18 protein-coding genes are annotated in these 17745 nt (G+C 57.7%); 8 read left to right on the top strand and 10 right to left on the bottom strand.

Annotated elements, in window-relative coordinates; all coding sequences use genetic code 11:
• Positions 1–488: MbnB/TglH/ChrH family RiPP precursor modification enzyme (locus tag PROAA_RS17380; RefSeq protein ID WP_222102345.1), on the bottom strand; the 488-nt coding region annotated here is incomplete at its 3' end.
• A gap of 90 nt (positions 489–578) precedes the next feature.
• Complete coding sequence (bufA2, locus tag PROAA_RS17375; protein WP_186412550.1) at positions 579–839, bottom strand: BufA2 family periplasmic bufferin-type metallophore; 261 nt, start codon at positions 837–839, stop codon at positions 579–581.
• Between the two features lie 182 nt (positions 840–1021).
• On the opposite strand from bufA2, the gene PROAA_RS17370 reads away from it, so the two are divergent.
• The gene (locus PROAA_RS17370; protein ID WP_186412549.1) at positions 1022–1591 is read left to right on the top strand and encodes a VTT domain-containing protein; all 570 of its coding nucleotides are present in this window, start codon (positions 1022–1024) and stop codon (positions 1589–1591) included.
• A 34-nt stretch (positions 1592–1625) separates the two neighbouring features.
• Here PROAA_RS17370 and PROAA_RS17365 read toward each other — a convergent pair whose 3' ends face one another.
• The 7 genes from PROAA_RS17365 to PROAA_RS17335 form a co-directional block, all read right to left on the bottom strand.
• Complete coding sequence (locus PROAA_RS17365; RefSeq protein WP_186412548.1) at positions 1626–2024, bottom strand: lipopolysaccharide assembly protein LapA domain-containing protein; 399 nt, start codon at positions 2022–2024, stop codon at positions 1626–1628.
• 16 nt (positions 2025–2040) lie between these two features.
• Entirely contained in the window at positions 2041–3252 is a 1212-nt protein-coding gene (locus tag PROAA_RS17360) for a cation:proton antiporter (RefSeq protein ID WP_186412547.1), read from the bottom strand.
• Positions 3249–4145, bottom strand: a complete 897-nt coding sequence (locus PROAA_RS17355) for a GGDEF domain-containing protein (RefSeq protein WP_186412546.1) — start codon at positions 4143–4145, stop codon at positions 3249–3251. Before PROAA_RS17355 ends, PROAA_RS17360 begins: the two co-directional genes overlap by 4 nt.
• 27 nt (positions 4146–4172) lie before the next feature.
• Positions 4173–4991: a YihY family inner membrane protein gene (locus tag PROAA_RS17350; protein ID WP_186412545.1), complete on the bottom strand. Its 819-nt coding sequence runs from the start codon at positions 4989–4991 to the stop codon at positions 4173–4175.
• A gap of 319 nt (positions 4992–5310) precedes the next feature.
• Positions 5311–5856, bottom strand: a complete 546-nt coding sequence (locus PROAA_RS17345; protein ID WP_186412544.1) for a peroxiredoxin-like family protein — start codon at positions 5854–5856, stop codon at positions 5311–5313.
• A 152-nt stretch (positions 5857–6008) separates the two neighbouring features.
• The gene (locus tag PROAA_RS17340) at positions 6009–6182 is read right to left on the bottom strand and encodes a zf-HC2 domain-containing protein (RefSeq protein ID WP_222102344.1); all 174 of its coding nucleotides are present in this window, start codon (positions 6180–6182) and stop codon (positions 6009–6011) included.
• Between the two features lie 5 nt (positions 6183–6187).
• A complete protein-coding gene (locus tag PROAA_RS17335) occupies positions 6188–6748 on the bottom strand; it encodes a sigma-70 family RNA polymerase sigma factor (RefSeq protein WP_186412542.1) in 561 nt (186 codons plus the stop codon).
• A gap of 124 nt (positions 6749–6872) precedes the next feature.
• Here PROAA_RS17335 and argB point away from each other — a divergent pair, with 124 nt between their 5' ends.
• From argB to PROAA_RS17310, 5 genes are all read left to right on the top strand, one after another.
• Positions 6873–7760 (top strand): acetylglutamate kinase, encoded by an 888-nt coding sequence (gene argB / locus PROAA_RS17330; RefSeq protein ID WP_186412541.1) that lies wholly within the window; start codon positions 6873–6875, stop codon positions 7758–7760.
• Positions 7760–8404, top strand: coding sequence for a pyrimidine 5'-nucleotidase (locus PROAA_RS17325; protein WP_186412540.1), 645 nt, complete (start codon positions 7760–7762; stop codon positions 8402–8404). The genes argB and PROAA_RS17325 overlap by 1 nt, the downstream gene beginning before the upstream one ends.
• A gap of 38 nt (positions 8405–8442) precedes the next feature.
• Positions 8443–9039 (top strand): nucleoid occlusion factor SlmA, encoded by a 597-nt coding sequence (slmA, locus tag PROAA_RS17320; RefSeq protein WP_186412539.1) that lies wholly within the window; start codon positions 8443–8445, stop codon positions 9037–9039.
• A 135-nt stretch (positions 9040–9174) separates the two neighbouring features.
• Positions 9175–12795 (top strand): bifunctional diguanylate cyclase/phosphodiesterase, encoded by a 3621-nt coding sequence (locus PROAA_RS17315; RefSeq protein ID WP_186412538.1) that lies wholly within the window; start codon positions 9175–9177, stop codon positions 12793–12795.
• Between the two features lie 181 nt (positions 12796–12976).
• Positions 12977–14062 carry an acyltransferase family protein gene (locus PROAA_RS17310; protein ID WP_186412537.1) on the top strand — a complete coding sequence of 362 codons (1086 nt, stop codon included), beginning with the start codon at positions 12977–12979 and terminating at the stop codon, positions 14060–14062.
• Positions 14063–14068: 6 nt separating this feature from the next.
• Here PROAA_RS17310 and PROAA_RS17305 read toward each other — a convergent pair whose 3' ends face one another.
• Entirely contained in the window at positions 14069–14680 is a 612-nt protein-coding gene (locus PROAA_RS17305) for a 5-formyltetrahydrofolate cyclo-ligase (protein ID WP_186412536.1), read from the bottom strand.
• A gap of 58 nt (positions 14681–14738) precedes the next feature.
• Here PROAA_RS17305 and PROAA_RS17300 point away from each other — a divergent pair, with 58 nt between their 5' ends.
• Both PROAA_RS17300 and PROAA_RS17295 read left to right on the top strand, forming a co-directional pair.
• A complete protein-coding gene (locus PROAA_RS17300) occupies positions 14739–16682 on the top strand; it encodes a lytic transglycosylase domain-containing protein (RefSeq protein ID WP_186412535.1) in 1944 nt (647 codons plus the stop codon).
• Between the two features lie 38 nt (positions 16683–16720).
• Positions 16721–17701, top strand: coding sequence for a complex I NDUFA9 subunit family protein (locus tag PROAA_RS17295; protein ID WP_186412534.1), 981 nt, complete (start codon positions 16721–16723; stop codon positions 17699–17701).
• The last annotated feature ends 44 nt before the right edge of the window (positions 17702–17745 follow it).

Below are 17745 nucleotides of genomic sequence, written 5' to 3'. Positions count from 1 at the left end.
ACTAGTTCGCCAATGAACTCCCACTCGGTCATTTCGTCGGCGCGATAACTTACGTAGCTTGAGACGTTCTCGATCAGGAAGGGGCAGCCAAGCAGGTCCTGCATCTGGGCTAGGCGAGGCACGAGATGGCGCAGTGTTGCCTCGGTGTAGGGCAGTGGCAGCAGATCGTGCAGATTTAGCGAATCCGTGCCCGTCCAGCATAGATGGTCAGACACCCAAGCCGGCTCAACATGCTTGACTAGCGATTTGAGCTTCTGCAAGTAATCGGTATCGAGCGGGTCCGTACTGCCAATGGAAAGCGAAACACCGTGCATTACCATCGGGTAATCCTGGCGAATGCGATCCAGAAAATGCAATGGCTTCCCGCCATCGACCATGTAGTTTTCGGAGATTATTTCGAGCCAGTCGACCCGCTGTGGGGCTGAGACAAAGTCGCTGTAGTGCTCGACCCGGAGTCCAAGACCATAGCCTTGAATTGGTTTACTCAACGACGTGCTCAACGGCATCTTCCCTGAAACCTCGAAGGATTGTGGCTGATAAGGCCGCCCCGTGCTGCAACAGGGCGGCCCGCATCAGTGTTACTTGGCAACCTTGCCGCCAGCGTCCGTGCATTCCTTGGCACTGGCTTTGGCTACCCAACCCTGGCCCTTGCAGGCATTCATCCCCTTGCATTCGTTCTTGGCCGTTTTGCACTCTGCATGACCTTTGCACGAATTGATTCCGGTGCAATGAACCATACCGCCTTCTGCAGCTTGTGCAACAGGTGCCATGACGGCGCCAGCGGTAAAAAGGGCAGCCGCTGCAGCGGCCAGAGCAACACCTGAAAGTTGATGTGACATTTTGGTTCTCCTGGTTATGATGGGGTGGTGGCGAAGCCTGCCGACTTAAAACCAACTTGTCGACACCCGTTAGACGCTGGAAAATGGCAATCCTTACATAAATTCTGAAAAATTCTTTTCAAGGCAGCACAAATTTTCAAACTCGTATCGCTCCGAATAACTAAAACACAACGAAATGTGTCATGCAACAAAATAAACGACTGCTCGCAGTTGCCCTTTTCCTGGGCACGTTGCTCGCCGTATTTGAGCTTTCCGGACTGCGTGATCACTTCAGTCTGACGTTTCTGCAGCAGCAGATAGCCGAAAATCGCGTCAGCGGTTTGCTGGTCTTCGTCCTGCTTTTTTCGTTGGGCAATCTGATCCAGATCCCGGGCTGGGTGTTTCTGGCCGCCGCCGTGCTAACGCTCGGTCGAATCTGGGGCGGGCTGGCCACCTATGTCGCCGCTAGCATTTCGTGCGCTCTGACTTTTTTCACTATCCGGCTGGTCGGTGGAGATGTCCTGCGACAATTGAAGAGCAAAACCGCTGTCCGGATTCTCGGGCAGCTTGATGCCCGACCGATCAGAAGTGTCGTACTCCTGAGAGTGCTGTTTCAAACCGTACCCGCCCTCAACTACGCCCTCGCCCTGTCAGGCATCAGGTTCCGGCAATACTTCACCGGCACGCTTCTCGGTCTGCCTTTGCCGATCATTCTGTATTGTCTATTTTTTGACTACCTGGCCAAAATGCTGAGGATTCCTGGCGTCCAATAGGCACCGCTCTAATCGTTGCAGTGACCGCGCTTTCTCAAACCGGAGGTTGTTTCGATTCGCCAACCGCTTCGTCCTCCCGACTGCCGATCAGCTGCATGAGACCTGCGTATGGGCGTGGTTCAGCTGCATCGGTTTCAGGTGGGAGATGGCTTTCAAGTTCGGCAATCCGGCGGCGCTGACCGTCGCAGTTTTTCTCCAGCTCCTCGATCCGGCGTTTCTGTCGCTTCGTCAGCCATTGCCATCTGAGCGTTGCTGGCGTGGTCAACAGGGCGATGATGACGGCCCCAAGCGCAAGGGCCAGCAGCAGCACCATGGCCAAGGAACTGTCCAAACGCCAAAGCAGAAAGTTGACGGTAACCGGCACGTTGTTCTGCATGGCAAAGGCGACGCCAAGAATAGATATCAGGATGGCCGCGATGATGGTCAGTTGCATGGAGTTCTCCTTCCGCTTAGATGGATTCCGGCTTTCTCGCGTTCGAGGATGCAGGGAAAACGCCTACGTCGGCCCAACGGTAACGCCCTATGGTAATCAAAGTAGCCGAAACCAGGACCACCAGCATCACCGTTCCAAAAAAATAATGTGGCAGCGGCAATGCCTCCTTGGCCGACAGAAAGAGCAACACGGTGATTAGCCCGCGCGGGGCCATGCAGGTCAGCGGCCCCAGAAGGTCGAAACGAGCCAGTCGCAACATGAGGTAACGGCTACCGTAGACCACGGTCAAAATCAGTGTTGCCGCCAGCCAGGCTTTCAGCGATACCAGCTCACTCAAGTTGGTCCAGTAGCCCAGCAGGATAAAGAAGAAACCACGCACAGCGAAGGTCAGCTCCAGGATCAGAAGTCTGAACTCGTCGAGTGTCTCCTCGTAACGGTCGTCGAGCCAACCCTGAAATGGGCGAAAGCGAACAATCAGCGCGGGGTTATTGAGCAACAGGCCGAACAGCAGTACCAGAATCAACGGTGACAAGTGCATCAGCTTGCCCGCCGCGTAGAGACCAAAGAGCCCAGCCAGCAAGGGCGTAAAACGAATATGGCCGTCAATGCGCATGAGGATCAGAACCAGGCCGACGGCGCAAACAAGCGCCAGAAGCAGCGAGAGTGCACCGCCACCAATCATTCCCAGGAGGGCGCCTTTTAGGGTTCCGTTGGAGTTGAGTAGCGAGAAAAAGACCAGCACACCCAGAATGTCCGAGAAGGAGCTCTCATAAATCACGAACTCTCGGCCCCATGGCGGCAGGAAACTACTGCTCGGGATGGCTATCGTACTGCTGATGACTGCGAAAGGCACGGCCAGGATCACGGATTGAAGGGGTGTCAGGTTCAAGATCAGGGACCCTGCGAACGCAAACACTGTAGTGCAGACGACAAAACCGCCGCCGGCAATCAAAAAGGCGCCAGCTGCCGCGCGCAAACGATCCCGGCGGAGTTTGATATCCAGGGTTCCTTCAAGCACGATCAAAATCAAGCCCAGGGTACCGACAATAGGCACCGCAGCGCTAATGCCTTCCAGCGCAAGACCGAAAGTCTCCAGCACCGGTTTGCCAGCGAGGCCGGCCGCGATCAGGAGGATGGCTGAAGGAATGCCTGAGGCACGGCCCAAGCGCTCAAGGCCAAAGGCGATGAGCAAAAAGATGGATGCGGCGAGAATGGCCTGATAAGTCAATTTGGTTCCGATTCTGTGGGTGGGTCGGGTGGCACTACCGCGCCACGCCGTGTCCGAACGCCATGCTTGCCGTCCCGCTTGATTTCGTACATCAGGGCATCGGCGGAGCCGAGCATAGCGGGAAAGCCACACTCGGCGTTCTCGAACCAGGCGATCCCGACGCTGACGCTGACAGGGGAAAATTCCTTCATCGCCGCATTGACGGCGGCGGCAATCTTGTGGCCGGCTTCGGTGGCCGCATTATAGCCAATCTCCGGCAGCAGAACAGCAAACTCGTCGCCTCCCAGGCGGGCCACATAATCCGTCGTCCGTAGCGTGCTTTGCAGGGCGACGGCTACCGCCTTGAGCGCCCGGTCACCGGCGCCGTGACCCCGGCTGTCATTGAGATGCTTGAAATCGTCCAGGTCGAGGAAAGCCACGGCGATGTGATGGCCGTAGCGCTGACAGCGGCTGGCCTCGGCATCCCCCGCCTCAAAAAAAGCGCCCCGATTGAGCAACGTCGTCAAGGTATCGTGGCGGGCCATTTCCTGCACCCGAGCCAGCAGCGTTTGAACCTCAACGATCAGATACGTGACAAAGCCATAGGTCGCAAACCGGGTCAGGCCATTGATCAATGGCACCCAGCCAGAGCTGAACTGACGTTCTGCCAGCACATCAGCACTCACCCACAAGAGCGCCGCCAGCAACGAAAAAGAGAAGCCGTCCCGCCGCCCGCCGGTCCAGGCAACGGCTACCACGGGAATTATGACGGCCGAGGAAAAGGCGTAGTCGGTCTCGGTGGCGGTGTGCAATACACCAAGGGTTGCAACCGCGATGACGCCAAAAACCCATGCGAGCACCCTGAATCGTTGCTCGATATGTCTGGTCAGGAAAGAAGCGAGAGTGTTCACCATTTGGACGGCAGTCAGGCTTTGTTCGTTCTAGCGTTGCGCCACGTACGGCAATTCCGCAACCACCAGTGCGCCCGCGAGGATGACTCCCCAGGAAAAGTATAACCAGGCAAGAAAGATGGGCACCGCAGAAAAAGCCCCGTACATCACAGCGTAGTTTGGAAAGTTGGCAACATAAAGGCCGAACAACCGCTGCATGGCGACAAAGCCCAGGGCGGCGAGCACACCACCGCTCATCGCGTGCCATCGCGATACCGCACGGTTCGGAACACCCCAGTAAAGGAAAGAAAAGAGTGCTGCGGTAATCATGAATGGCAGAACTCGAAAAAAAGTAACGCTCACCCACACGGGCTCGTCGAGAAGCCCGGAAGAAACACCAGCAACCACGGAGATCAGGGCCAGACTTACGCCAAACGCGACCGGCCCGAGCAACAACGCTATCAGGTGCATCGCCAAGCGCCTGTACAAAGGACGCTTCGTCTTGATCTTCCAGATTGTATTGAACGCATGCTCGATGGTCAGCATCTGCATCAGCGCGGTGACCACCAGCGCGATGCCGCCCATCAGGGGAATGCCGCCTGCACGATGAGCAAACTGGCCGAGATACTTGGCGATAACGGCTCCAGCCTTGTCCGGCAAAAGGTTGGCGAGCAGAAATCTTTCGAGAGCCACACTCACATTCTCCGCAAAGGGAAAATGCGATATCAAACCAAGACCGACGGCAATCATCGGCACCAGCCCGAGCAAGGTGGCAAACGACAGCGCTGCCGAGGTCAGTGTCAAGTGTTCCGTCTGGAAACGGCGAACGACGCGGAATATCAGCCGAAAAAGCGCGAGCAGCCAGCGCACGGGATCAGCGCACTTTCAAAGCGAAGCAATTTCTTCCGACACGGTCCATCCAGCGATCTTCTAACCGGACTAGCAGCACGACAAGTTCCTCCTCCGCAACACACAATGACTGGAGGGCCACGGAGCATTTCGCCGACCGGGACGAATCCTTATGCGTCGTTACCGACTTGTCGGACGCGACCCAGCGGGACGGAAATCAGGCTTCGCCGTCCACCTCCATGGTTCTCATCATACGCGCCTTATACTCAGCCACCGCGTGGATAAACCCAGCCGCGCCGAGCCGGGAGGCTCGGTAAGCTTGCGATTGCTTTTCTTGTAACTAACCAGGGCCGGTATATTCACCGCGCGCCGGGTAGTTCTTGTCGATCGCGAAATCGATTGCCTGCAGCAGTTCGTCGAAATGCGGCCGAGCGAAAGGCATGGTCTGCACTGCGCCGTAATAGAGCGTGCGATCCGGCCTTACCAAAAACAATCCAGGTTCGGCAAACAATGCCGGCTCTTCGATTCCGATCGAAGTCTTGCCACGCGAGGCTGACAGATACAAGCCCCACTCGCGCGCTTTCTCCAGGGGAAGGCCGTAGCCAAAACGCAGCGATTGCTGCTCGGCAACACCAAGCTTCTTCTGCATCTCAAGCGCGCGCTCGCGCGTATCGGACGACACAGCGATCACGCCAACGCCGCGTTGCACATAATCCGGCAGCAGACGGGCAAGCTCAAGCAGATATTTAGCGCAGATCGGGCAATGCAGACCCCGATAGAAAACCAGCAGAGTGAAGTTGGCCGGGCCTTCGCTCGCCAGGTCGAACGAACCAGTGGATAGCGTTTCAACCTTCAGCGCGGGCACTTCTTGGCGGGGGATCAGCATGGGATCATCTCCAGAAATTCGGACTTCAGTGTTGACCGGGCCTGGCGCTACTTAAGCCAGTTATCCAGCGACCAGCGCCAGTGGGGAACGGTAAGGATATCCATCACCGTCAAGCCAGCGCGGACAGCGGGACAGGTCCCCGATATTCGTATTCAATCTCCGGGAAAGCGCCTTAGCGCTTGCCGCATCAGATCGATCTGCGCATCAAAACGCTTGCAAGTGGTGCAAATCATCAGATGCACGCGCATGGAAAAACGTTCGGCAAAACCGAGCTCGCGATCCTGCCCTTCAATCACCAGACGGTGAATTTCCCTGCAAGATTTCATACTCGTCACCTCACGCTGAACCAGCGCAATTGCAGACATTCCCGCAACCGCATGCGTGCCCGATAAAGCACTACCCAACAGTTAGACGTACTCATCTTCAATTCCTTACAAATTTCTTCAGTCTCGAAACCGAGCACCTCGCGCATGGTGAACACCCGCGCTACATTTTCCGGCAAGGCCTTCATGCATAATTCAAGCACATCGTAGAAATCACGCTGTTCGAGCACTGCTGCCGGATCGCCCCAGTCGCCTGGCGGTTCCTGCCAATGACCGGAACCATCGAAGAGCGCATCGAAGTCCTCATCGCCGTGTTCGTCGACCAGGGGCAGTTTCCCCTCGCGCGAACCACGTCGCATGAGATCCACAATCTTGTTCCTCAGAATCGAGACCGCCCAGGTCTTGAGCTGGGAGCGTCCGGAAAATGAGCTCTTCCCTTCCAGTGCGGCGAGCAGCGTTTCCTGTACGACATCTTCGGCCGCCGCTTCATCGCGCAGCTGCAGCATGGCGAAGCGCAACAGCGTCGGACGCAATTTCTGCAAGGCTTGCTGAAGGTCAGGATCGCTCATCGCGCCACTCTAGCCGCAGGGCTCGCGTCACGCAAGTCGAGGCCATTGCGAGGACGGCTATTCACTGTCTTTATATTTGCCCCGTCGCCGGGTAGAATCGCCAGTCATTTCAAGGATCCCTGCCATGACCTCTCAACACCTCTCACCGGCACAGGAAGCGGCCATCCTTGCCGAAGCGTTACCCTACATCAAGCGCTTCCACGGCAAAGCCATCGTCGTCAAATTTGGCGGCAATGCGATGGTCAACGAGAAACTCAAACAAGGCTTCGCACGTGACGTTGTTCTGTTGAAGCTGGTGGGCATGCACGTCGTCGTCGTGCATGGCGGCGGCCCGCAGATCGAGGATTTACTGACCCGTGTTGGCAAGAAGGGCGAGTTCATTCAGGGCATGCGCGTCACCGACGCCGAGACGATGGGGATCGTCGAGATGGTGCTCGGCGGACAGGTGAACAAGGATGTGGTCAACCTGATCAATCAGGCTGGTGGCAAGGCCGTAGGCCTGACCGGCAAAGACAGCAACCTGATCCGCGCAAAGAAACTCCTTCTGCCGAATCGGGAAAGCCCGGCGGACCTGATCGACATCGGCCAGGTTGGCGATATCACGCAGATCGACCCGTCGCTGATTGCCCACCTCGAATCAGGCGGATTCATCCCGGTCATCGCCTCGATTGGCGTCGGCAAGGACGGCGAAACTTACAACATCAATGCCGATGTCGTTGCCGGGAAAATCGCCGAGGTGCTCAAAGCGGAGAAGCTCGTACTGCTCACCAACACGCCGGGTGTGCTGGACAGAGAAGGCAAACTGGTCACCGACGTCACGCCCAAACAGATCGACGAAATGGTTTCCGACGGAACGCTGTCCGGCGGCATGCTGCCCAAAATCAACTCGGCGCTGGACGCCGCGCGGAATGGCGTCAAGAGCGTACACGTCATCGACGGTCGCGTTGAGCATGCACTGCTGCTGGAAATCCTGACCAGTCACGGCGTCGGCACAATGATCAAATCGCATTGATGGCAGACGGATCACGCACCTGGCTTTTTGACCTCGACAACACGCTTCACGACGTCAACCCGTCCATACTCCCGCACATTGACCGCTCGATGACGGCCTACATCCGCGAGCATCTGTGCGTGGATGAAGGCGAGGCGGCGCGGCTCAGGCGACATTACTGGCTGCGCTACGGAGCCACCCTTCTCGGCCTGATGCGCCACCATGGCACCGATCCCGAGCACTTTCTGCACCATACGCACCAGTTTCCGGATCTGGCGAGCTCGGTCATTGTCGAGCGTGGACTGAAGGCCATGCTGCGTCGTCTCAAGGGGCGCAAGATCATCTTCTCCAACGCTCCGTTCAAATACACTTCAGCAGTGCTGGCGATTATCGGCATTCGCCACTGCTTTGACGCCATCTACACCGTGGAGCGACTTCGCTTTCAACCCAAGCCGGCCGTCAGCGGTTTCCTGCATTTGTTGCACAAGGAAGAGCTCGACCCGCGTTCATGCATCATGGTCGAAGACACACAGTTGAACCTCAAGACGGCCAAGCGTCTCGGAATGAGAACCGTGTGGGTGAGTACCTGCACACGCCACCCCCCCTATGTAGACGTGAAACTGGCCTCAGTTCTCGATTTGCCGCAACGGCTTGGGCGGCTATAATCAGCCGTGCCAAACAATCAACCCCTGAGGGCGACATCATGGCCAAGCCTGGCGAAAGAAAACTGCAAATTCTGCAAACGCTGGCCGGAATGCTGGAAAGCCCGAAGGCAGAAAAGATAACCACCGCCGCCCTGGCCGCCAGGCTTGAGTGTTCTGAAGCCGCGCTCTATCGCCACTTCGCCAGCAAGGCGCAGATGTTCGAGGGGCTGATCGAATTCATCGAAAGCAGTCTGTTCGGCGTCATCAACCAGATATCTGCCGAAGAAACCCAGGGCCTGCAACAGGTTGAGCATATCCTGGCGCTGTTGCTCAACTTCGCCCAACGCAATCGCGGCATGACCAAGGTCCTGACCGGCGATGCGCTGGTGAATGAAAACGAACGCCTGCAGCTTCGCATCAACCAGTTGCTCGACAAGATCGAGGCCGCACTCAAGCAGGCGCTGCGTGTCGCTGCCACGCAGGAACAAATCTCCGCCGGCGCCGATTTCGGCGCGCTGGCCAACGTCCTGCTCTGTTACATCATCGGCCGCTGGCAGCAATATGCAAAAAGCGGCTTCACTCGCGAGCCGATGGCCCAATGGCCGCAACAATGGCCGATGCTCCTTGTCGCCTGTCTGAGCCAAAGTCCGAACTGAACCGCGGCCCATGATGCGGCCCACCCCGATGCCTCACTGCCGAACCTAGGTACTCGCCTGTGGTATTGATGTGGACGGCAGCCAGCCAGCCTGATACCTTTGCCTCAAACCCCCTCGGACAAGGCCACTTGAACGATGAGTGATCGCGATTCGCTTGAACAGCATCTCCTGGAATACAAGGCGCTCATCGACAATGCGGGGGTGGCTATCGTTTTAACGCGCGAACGTCTGGTTCGTCGCTGCAACCCTTACGCCCATGAACTTTTCGGCTGGCCGCCAGGAAAGCTGATCGGACAAGCCGGATCGGTTTTCCTCCCAAGTGCAGAGGCCTACGTAACCCTACTCCAGAAAGTACGGCCGGAATTGCGTGCTGGAAAAACAGTTGAGGTCGAATCTCCCTTAAAGCGTCACGACGGCAGCATTTTTAGTGCCCATCTGGTTGTCCGTGCCATCGACGCTGCGGCACCGCGCTTGGGTACCGTCTGGATCATCAACGACATCTCCCAAGAATGCACCAGGCGCGACGCCACGGCTCGCCTGCTGCGCGAACAGCAGCTCATCTTCGAGAGCGCCCATACCGGAATTGTTTTTCTCCGCGAGCGCATTATCGTGCGCTGCAATCCGCGCTTTGAAGAGATTCTCGGCTACGGGCCCGGAGAGCTGATCGGAAAATTGAACAGCATCTACTATCCGAGCCAAGAAGACTGGATTGAAACGGGCCGAATCGCCTATGCCGCCATTGCCGAAACCGGCACCTACAGCGGCGAGGCGCGCTACCAACGGCGCGACGGCACACCGATCTGGTGCCACATCACCGGCAGCATGCTTGACCCGAAAAACCCGGACCTGGGTTTTGTCTGGCTGTATGAAGACATCACCGCTCGTCACAATGCCGAGGCGGCTCTGATTCAGAGTTATCACGAACACCAATTGATCTTCGACAACGCGTTGATCGGTATTTCGTATCAGCGCAATCGCGTGATCCAGCGCTGCAACCGTCGGCTGGAGGAGATATTCGGTTTTCCTGAAGGCGGCCTGGCTGGGCAGTCGACGCGCGTCCTCTTTTGTAGCGAAGAGGAATGGAAGGACGCCTGGGTGCAAGTCAATTCGCAGTTGTCTGCCGAACGGACCTTCGAAGGCGAGATGCGATACTGCAAGCGCGACGGGACTCCGATCTGGAATCACATCATCGGCCGTACCATCACGTCACCCGATGGTGGCGAAACCTGGATATGGGCTTATGACGACATCACCGCCCGTCGTGCTGCCGAAGCGGCACTCGTGCAAAGCAACCAGGAATATTCGCTGATATTCAACAACGCGATGATCGGCATCTCGTATATGCGTAATCGCACGTTTCTGCACTGCAACCGGCGCCTTGAGGAGATCTTCGGTTATCCGCCGGGCGGCCTGATCGGCCAGTCGTCACGACTGCTTTTCGACACCGACGAGGAATGGGAGGAAACCGGCCGCCGTGTCTATGACACAACCAAGGCCGGTGACTTCTTTTCCGGCGAAATCAGCTACCGGCGATCCGACGGGCAGCGCATTTGCGTCAATGCCAGGGGCCGGATGGTCGAGCAGGCCGGCGAACAAATCTGGATCTGGACGCATGAGGATGTTACCCGTCGCTTTCTTGCCGAGGAAGCCTTGCGCAAGAGCAACATCGAGCTGGAGCAGCGTGTAACCGAACGTACGGCGGAACTCTCGAAGCAATTGCATTTCCTGAAGCAACTGATCGAAACCATTCCCGGCCCGATCTTTTACAAGGATGAGCATGCTCGCTACCTGGGCTGCAACAGCGCTTTCGCCAATTTTATCGGAATCGCGGCCGGCGACTTGATCGGCAAAACGCCGCACGACATCGCACCGGCCGAACTGGCCGACAAGTACCTCGCGGCCGATCGAACATTGCTTGATAAACCCGGTACGCAGATCTACGAATACCCGGTACGCTATGCCAACGGCGAGATACGCGATGTGATGTTCCACAAGGCAACCTTTACTCAACCCGATGGCGCCGTGGGCGGGCTGGTCGGCTTCATGCTCGACATTACCGAACGCAAACGCATGGAAGCCAGCCTGCGGCAGGCGGCCACGGTCTTTGACAGCAGCGCCGAGGGCGTCACCATTACTTCGCCCGACGGAACGATCGTCGCCGTCAACCGTGCTTTCACCGAAATTACCGGCTACAGCGAGGCAGAGGTCCTCGGGCGCAACCCGAGCATGCTTCAATCCGGTCGTCACAATAAGGCGTTTTACCGCGACATGTGGACTGCCGTCGAACGCAGCGGTCGATGGCAGGGTGAAGTCTGGAATAAATGCAAGAACGGACGACTGTTTCCGGAATGGCTGACGATCAGCGCGGTCAAGGATTCATCCGGCGCCATTACCCACTATGTCGGCGTTTTCTCCGATATCACAGCGATCAAGACAGCCTACGAACAGCTCAACTACCAGGCCCATCACGACTCGCTCACCGGATTGCCGAACCGCCTGTTGCTTGAAGATCGGCTGCATGTCGCACTGCAACGCGCCCGCCGCGAGCAAACGGGACTCGCCGTACTGTTCGTCGACCTCGATCGCTTCAAGAAGATCAACGACAGTCTCGGCCACGATGTCGGCGACCGCGTACTCTGCGAAGTGGCGGTGCGGATGAGCAAGCTCATCCGCGGCTCGGATACCGTCGCCCGCCTCGGGGGCGACGAGTTCCTGATTCTCATGGAGGGCGTTGGCGATTCGGGAACAGCATTGAATGTCGCCGACAAGATCCTTGAAAACCTGCGTGAAACGCCGGTGTCGCTGGATCAGGAGTTTTTCGTCGGCGTCAGCATTGGCATCAGCATTTTCCCGGAAGACGGTGACGACGCGACGACGCTGATCAAGAACGCGGACATTGCGATGTATCGCGCCAAACAACGTGGTCGCAACACCTCCGAGTTCTATACCCCCGAACTGACCGATAGCGCTCTTGAGCATTTTCATCTGGAAACCGAACTACGCCGCGCCATTGAACGCGACGAATTGCGCATCTACCTGCAGCCACAGTTCTCGCTGGTCACGGGCAAACTCATCGGTGCGGAAGCGCTGGTTCGCTGGCAACACCCCGAGCAGGGGCTGGTTCTGCCGGGCAAGTTCATCCCGTTGGCCGAGGAATCCGGGCTGATCGTGGACATCGGCGAATGGGTGCAGCGTGCCGCCTGTCAATACTGGGCGGCCTGGACGCGGGAAGGCCTCAATCCGGGAGTGGTTTCGATCAACGTTTCCAGTGTTGAATTCCGCCGTGGCCGCATTCAGGAGATCGTGCGCAGAACGCTTGATGCAACTCGCCTGCCACCTGCCCTGCTGGAACTGGAGATCACCGAAAGCGCCGTCATGAGTCAGGTCGAGAGTGGCATTCAGGTCTTGAACGACCTGCGCGCCATTGGAATCAATCTCGCCATCGACGATTTTGGCACCGGCTATTCGTCACTGGCGTACCTGAAACGTTTGCCGCTCAACAAATTGAAAGTCGACCAGAGTTTTGTGCGCGGACTGCCGGACAACGCAGAAGATTGCGCCATAGCGCGCGCCGTCATCGCCCTCGGCCACAGTTTGCAACTGACCATCATCGCGGAGGGCGTCGAGACGCACGAGCAGAGTGAATTCCTTCTTCGTGAAGGATGCGACGAGATTCAGGGTTATCTGCGCGGCAAGCCGATGCCTGTCGACGAGTTTGCCCGGGCTTTCCTGCTCGACGGACTGACGCCAGCCTGAAGGCCGGTGCGAGTGGGCCAGAATTTAGTATTGTTAACAAAACAAGTCTGTCGTAATATTCGCCCCTTACAGCGACGGACGTCTCTGGCCATGGTGGTTTCGCTCCAGCATCCTATGCTCTGAAATCGAGCCTTTCCGTATCGTCCAGGCTGCACCGCTCAAGTAATTTCCCGGATTTCGCATGCGTGCCTCTGACTCACGACTGGCCTTTATCGACGCGCTCAAAGCCGTCGCCTCACAACTTATCGTTCTCCACCATCTGGCGTTCTACGGTCCGATGTCCGATGTCGCCAACGGCCTCGCTCCGGCACTGTTTTCGTGGTTGAGTCAGGACGCGCGAATTGCAGTCCAGATATTTCTTGTGATTGGCGGGTTCCTGGCAGCAAGAACCCTGGCACCCACTGGCAGACTGATTGTCGCCAACCCGCTCACGGTGCTGTCAGACCGCTACTTCAAGCTGGTCATTCCCTATGTGGCCGCCATATTTCTAAGCATTCTCTGCGCGGCCATCGCACGCAGTCTGATGGATCACGATACGATTCCCGATCCGCCAACACTGCGGCAGATGTTGGCGCACGTTGCCCTTTTGCAGAATATCCTCGCCTATGACTCGCTGTCTGCCGGCGTCTGGTACATCGCCATCGACTTCCAGCTCTTTGTCCTGCTACTCGGAACGCTCTGGTTTGCCCGCGCCGTGGGAGATCGATTCATTAGCCTGCCTGTTTTCAGCATTTTGTTCGTGAGCGTGCTGGCGCTGGGCTCCCTGTTCTATTTCAACCGCGATTCGGACTGGGATAACTGGGCGATCTATTTCTTTGCTGCCTACGCGCTGGGCACGCTGACGTACTGGGTGACCGAGTCCGAACGAAATCCGGACTGGCTGCCGGTGATTTTTTGTGTAGTCGTTGTTGCGCTCATCATCGACTTTCGCTCCCGCATTGCGGTTGCCCTGATCACTGCGCTTGCGCTTGGCATCTCCCGACGCTGGGGATTCATGGAAAGTCGCCCCGGAGGCAAATTTCTGGCCTACCTGGGAAAGATTTCCTATTCGGTGTTCCTGGTCCACTTCCCGGTTCTTCTCGTGATGAACGCTCTTTTCTCCAGGATCGCGCCGGAGGACCCCACTGCCAACGCCTTTGGCATCGGGCTGGCATGGGCTGCCAGCGTTGCCGCGGGCGCGGTGTTCTATCGTTTCGTCGAAAGCCAGGCGCGTCGCTGGCAGGGGCCAACCCTCCCTAGGAAGCACCAAAGCCTTCACGTGCAGTAAACACCCCTAGGAAGGAGCATGCCTGAACACGCCGGCTTCGCTGACCATGGCGTCGAGGCGGACATCGTGTGGCTCCGGGTGAATCGAGTCGACACGGGCCAATTCGAAGCCAACGCCGATGCTCAGCGGCGTTGGGTCGAGTGCAGCCAGCGTGCGATCGAAGAAGCCTCCACCATAACCAATCCGGTATCCGGCGGCATCAAACGCATTGACCGGAAGCAGCAAGGCTTCGGGCACTTGAAATGCACCTTCACGCGGCGTTGGAATACCGTATCGGTCTGCAACCAGAGGGGTGCCGGGAACCCATTCGCGAAAAGCCAGTGCCGACCCGATTCCGAGGACAACCGGGAGCAGTGCCGCGAACCCGGCCTGGCCGGATGCGATCCACGACATCACCAGCGGTCGCAGATCGGGTTCATTCTTTACCGGCCAGCAGAAACCGACGCGCATTCTTGCCAATTGAGGGAAGTGATCTTTCAGATGTTCGCAAACCTTCGCCGAAAGAACCGCGCAAACGTCGGTCGACAGCGCCAGCCGGCGTTCGATGCCCTGCTTGCGCAACTCGCCCCGGCAGACAGCGCGCGCGTCTGCGCTAATATACAGTTTGGTTTCTGGCATTAACCGGCAGCTCGTGTGGTATGCTGAAAGTCAGTGTTTACGGGGATTCCAGCTTATCATGAAGTTCAGTCTTGTTGCTTTCGTCTACGTGCTTTCCCTGTTGCTGGCAGTGCCTGCGGCCGCCAGCGTGAGTGCTGATGACCGGTTTCTCGCTGCGCGCGATGCGGTCAAGGCAGGCGACCGCGCCAAGCTTGAGCGTATCGCTCCCGAACTGAAGGGCCACGCCCTTGAAGCCTATGTCGAGTATTGGCAGATCCAGCTTGATCTGGAGAACCCCGATCCGGGGACGATCAGAGCTTTCCTGACGCGCTACGACAAAAGCTATCTTGCCGAGAAACTGCGAGCGGACTGGTTGAAGCAATTGGGCAAGAGGAATCAATGGAAGGCGTTTGACGACGAATACCCGTTCCTTGTCAAGCCTGATCAGGAGCTTGCCTGTTATGCCTTGCAGAGTCGTCGGGCACGCGGCGATGCGAGCATGCTCGATGATGCGATGCCGCTCTGGCTGAATCTGATCGAGCCACCTGCATCGTGCTATCCGGTACTGGAAGCGCTGATTCTGGAGAAACGCGTACTGGCTGATGGGGTCTGGGCACGCATCCGTCGCCAATACGAAGCAAACAAGTTGTCCGCCGCGCGCTACACCATGAACTATTTGCCACCCAGCCAGACTCCCGATGCCCGGACAGCGACTGCGGTAAGCGACACCCCATTGCCGTGGCTGTTGAAACTGCCACCGTCGTTTTCCGACAGCCAGATGAATCGCGAGCTGGCCGCGCTGGCGATCAGTCACATCGCACGCAATGATCCGCGTATGGCAGCGGAGCAGTTGAGCAGGATCGAGCGCCAGCTACAGGCCGGTGAAATTGCCTGGGCGTGGAGTCAGATCGGCTGGCAGGCGGCAAAGCGACACATGAACGAAGCGGTACAGTGGTATCGCAAAGGCGACGATGCACCACTTTCCGATGAAGTGGCAGAGTGGAAGGTGCGCGCGGCCCTGCGGGCTCAGGACTGGGGAACGGTGCGTTCGACGATTGAAAAGATGTCGCCCGAACTTGCCGAACAACCGGCCTGGGTTTACTGGCTGGGACGCGCCTATCGGGCAGGGGGGCGCGTCGAGGATGCCAATACGCTTTACGCCAGGATCGCCGGGCAACCGAACTTCTACGGCAATCTGGCGGACGATGAGCTGGGGCGGCCGATCATGACACCGCCCAAGGCGGCGCCCCCCACGCCTGCCGAGATGGCACAGATTGAGGCCAATCCCGGTGTGCAGCGCGCCCTCGCGCTGTATCGTGTCAATCTGCGAAGTGAGGGCTTCCGGGAATGGAACTGGACACTGAGTAGCATGAGCGACCGGGAGCTGCTGACGGCTTCGGAAATCGCAGAGCGCGCCGGAATTTTCGATCGCGCCATCGCCGCCGCCGACCGTACGAAGAACGAACACAATTACGCGCTACGCTACCTGTCGCCCTACAGCGATCAGGTGCGCCCGGCGGCGACGAATCAATCTCTGGATAGCGCCTGGGTGTACGGCCTGATGCGTCAGGAAAGCCGCTTCATCACCAATGCCAAGTCATCGGCGGGAGCATCTGGCCTGATGCAATTGATGCCGGCGACGGCAAAGTGGGTCGCAAGAAAAATCGGCCTCAAGGACTTTCGTCAAGGCCAGGTGAATGACACCGAGACCAATTTGCTGCTCGGCACCACGTACATGCGTCTGGTGATGGAAAGCCTCGACAATCACCCGGTGCTTGCTTCTGCTGCATACAATGCCGGCCCCGGCCGAGCCCGCAAATGGCGTGCCGACCACCAACTGGAGGGTGCGATCTATGCCGAGACTATTCCTTTCAACGAAACGCGGGATTACGTCAAAAAGGTGATGAGCAACTCGGTCTATTATTCGGCACTTTTTGAGGGCAGACCGCAGACGATCAAGAGCCGGCTTGGCGTGATTGGACCACGCGCGACTGTTGATCCAAAGGCCGAAGTTTTACCGTAAAATCGGCTCTTTATTACTTACTACAGCGTCAGGGTGTTATGGAACTCAAGAAGGTATTGTTGATTGGGGGTAGCGGTTTCGTTGGCGGCTGGATAGCCAACCGGCTTTCCGAACGTGGCATACGGGTGACGATTCCGACGCGTCGTCGCGACAATACGAAGCAGTTGATATTGTTGCCAACGGTATACATGGAAGAGGCCGATGTGAACGACCCACAGGTGCTGGCTTCATTGATGGACGGCGTCGATGCGGTCATCAATCTGGTCGGCATTCTGCACGATAGCGATTCCAGCCCGCCTTACGGCAAACGTTTTGCTGCCGCGCACGTCGAATTGCCCAGGAAAATCATCGCGGCCATGCAACAGACCGGCGTGCGTCGTCTGGTGCATATGAGCGCGCTCGGCGCCGCTACCGACGCGCCATCGGCCTATTTGCGCTCGAAAGCGGAAGGCGAAGCGGCGGTATGCGCGGCCATGAATGCCACGGGTGCGCACGAAGGCAGTATCGATGTCACCGTGTTTCGCCCCTCGGTCATTTTCGGTCCCGGCGACTCTTTCCTGAATACCTTCGCGTCCCTGCTCAGACTGCTTCCCATGCTCCCGCTGGCGGGTGCTTCCGCGCGCTTTCAGCCCGTTTATGTTGGCGACGTTGCCGACGCCTTTGCCGAGAGCCTGACGGATCGGGCCACCTTTGGCCAGATCTACGAACTGTGCGGCCCGAAGGTATACACCTTGCGCGAATTGGTCGAATACACCGGCAATCTGATCGGACGGCACCGCCCGATTATTGATTTGCCCAATGGCCTAGCCAATCTGCTGGCAAGAATCATGGGACTGCTCCCCAATCCGCCGATGTCGCCCGACAACCTGCGCTCCATGGAAAAAGACAACGTTACCGACGGTCTCCGCAACTACCCAGGCTGGCAACCACGCTCACTTGAAGCAGCGGCGCCTGGCTATCTTTCCGCTGTCAGACCAAAGATGCGCTATGACAATTATCGTTGTCGTGCAGGTCGGTAAGAATTTCAGGCAATGCCTGTCAAGCTGAAACCTGTCATCGGCGA

This window comes from Candidatus Propionivibrio aalborgensis (assembly GCF_900089945.1).
Lineage (GTDB): Bacteria > Pseudomonadota > Gammaproteobacteria > Burkholderiales > Rhodocyclaceae > Propionivibrio > Propionivibrio aalborgensis.
The sequence above is the reverse complement of the archived record's forward strand: the minus strand, read 5'-3'. Positions and strand labels throughout refer to the sequence as shown.

Excerpts from the sequence above, each read along its gene's own strand:
- bufA2 (WP_186412550.1), bottom strand. The coding sequence starts at position 839 with ATGTCACATCAACTTTCAGGTGTTGCTCTGGCCGCTGCAGCGGCTGCC.
- PROAA_RS17370 (WP_186412549.1), top strand. The coding sequence starts at position 1,022 with ATGCAACAAAATAAACGACTGCTCGCAGTTGCCCTTTTCCTGGGCACG.
- PROAA_RS17365 (WP_186412548.1), bottom strand. The coding sequence starts at position 2,024 with ATGCAACTGACCATCATCGCGGCCATCCTGATATCTATTCTTGGCGTC.
- PROAA_RS17355 (WP_186412546.1), bottom strand. The coding sequence starts at position 4,145 with ATGGTGAACACTCTCGCTTCTTTCCTGACCAGACATATCGAGCAACGA.
- PROAA_RS17345 (WP_186412544.1), bottom strand. The coding sequence starts at position 5,856 with ATGCTGATCCCCCGCCAAGAAGTGCCCGCGCTGAAGGTTGAAACGCTA.
- PROAA_RS17340 (WP_222102344.1), bottom strand. The coding sequence starts at position 6,182 with ATGAAATCTTGCAGGGAAATTCACCGTCTGGTGATTGAAGGGCAGGAT.
- PROAA_RS17335 (WP_186412542.1), bottom strand. The coding sequence starts at position 6,748 with ATGAGCGATCCTGACCTTCAGCAAGCCTTGCAGAAATTGCGTCCGACG.
- argB (WP_186412541.1), top strand. The coding sequence starts at position 6,873 with ATGACCTCTCAACACCTCTCACCGGCACAGGAAGCGGCCATCCTTGCC.
- PROAA_RS17325 (WP_186412540.1), top strand. The coding sequence starts at position 7,760 with ATGGCAGACGGATCACGCACCTGGCTTTTTGACCTCGACAACACGCTT.
- slmA (WP_186412539.1), top strand. The coding sequence starts at position 8,443 with ATGGCCAAGCCTGGCGAAAGAAAACTGCAAATTCTGCAAACGCTGGCC.
- PROAA_RS17315 (WP_186412538.1), top strand. The coding sequence starts at position 9,175 with ATGAGTGATCGCGATTCGCTTGAACAGCATCTCCTGGAATACAAGGCG.
- PROAA_RS17310 (WP_186412537.1), top strand. The coding sequence starts at position 12,977 with ATGCGTGCCTCTGACTCACGACTGGCCTTTATCGACGCGCTCAAAGCC.
- PROAA_RS17305 (WP_186412536.1), bottom strand. The coding sequence starts at position 14,680 with ATGCCAGAAACCAAACTGTATATTAGCGCAGACGCGCGCGCTGTCTGC.
- PROAA_RS17300 (WP_186412535.1), top strand. The coding sequence starts at position 14,739 with ATGAAGTTCAGTCTTGTTGCTTTCGTCTACGTGCTTTCCCTGTTGCTG.
- PROAA_RS17295 (WP_186412534.1), top strand. The coding sequence starts at position 16,721 with ATGGAACTCAAGAAGGTATTGTTGATTGGGGGTAGCGGTTTCGTTGGC.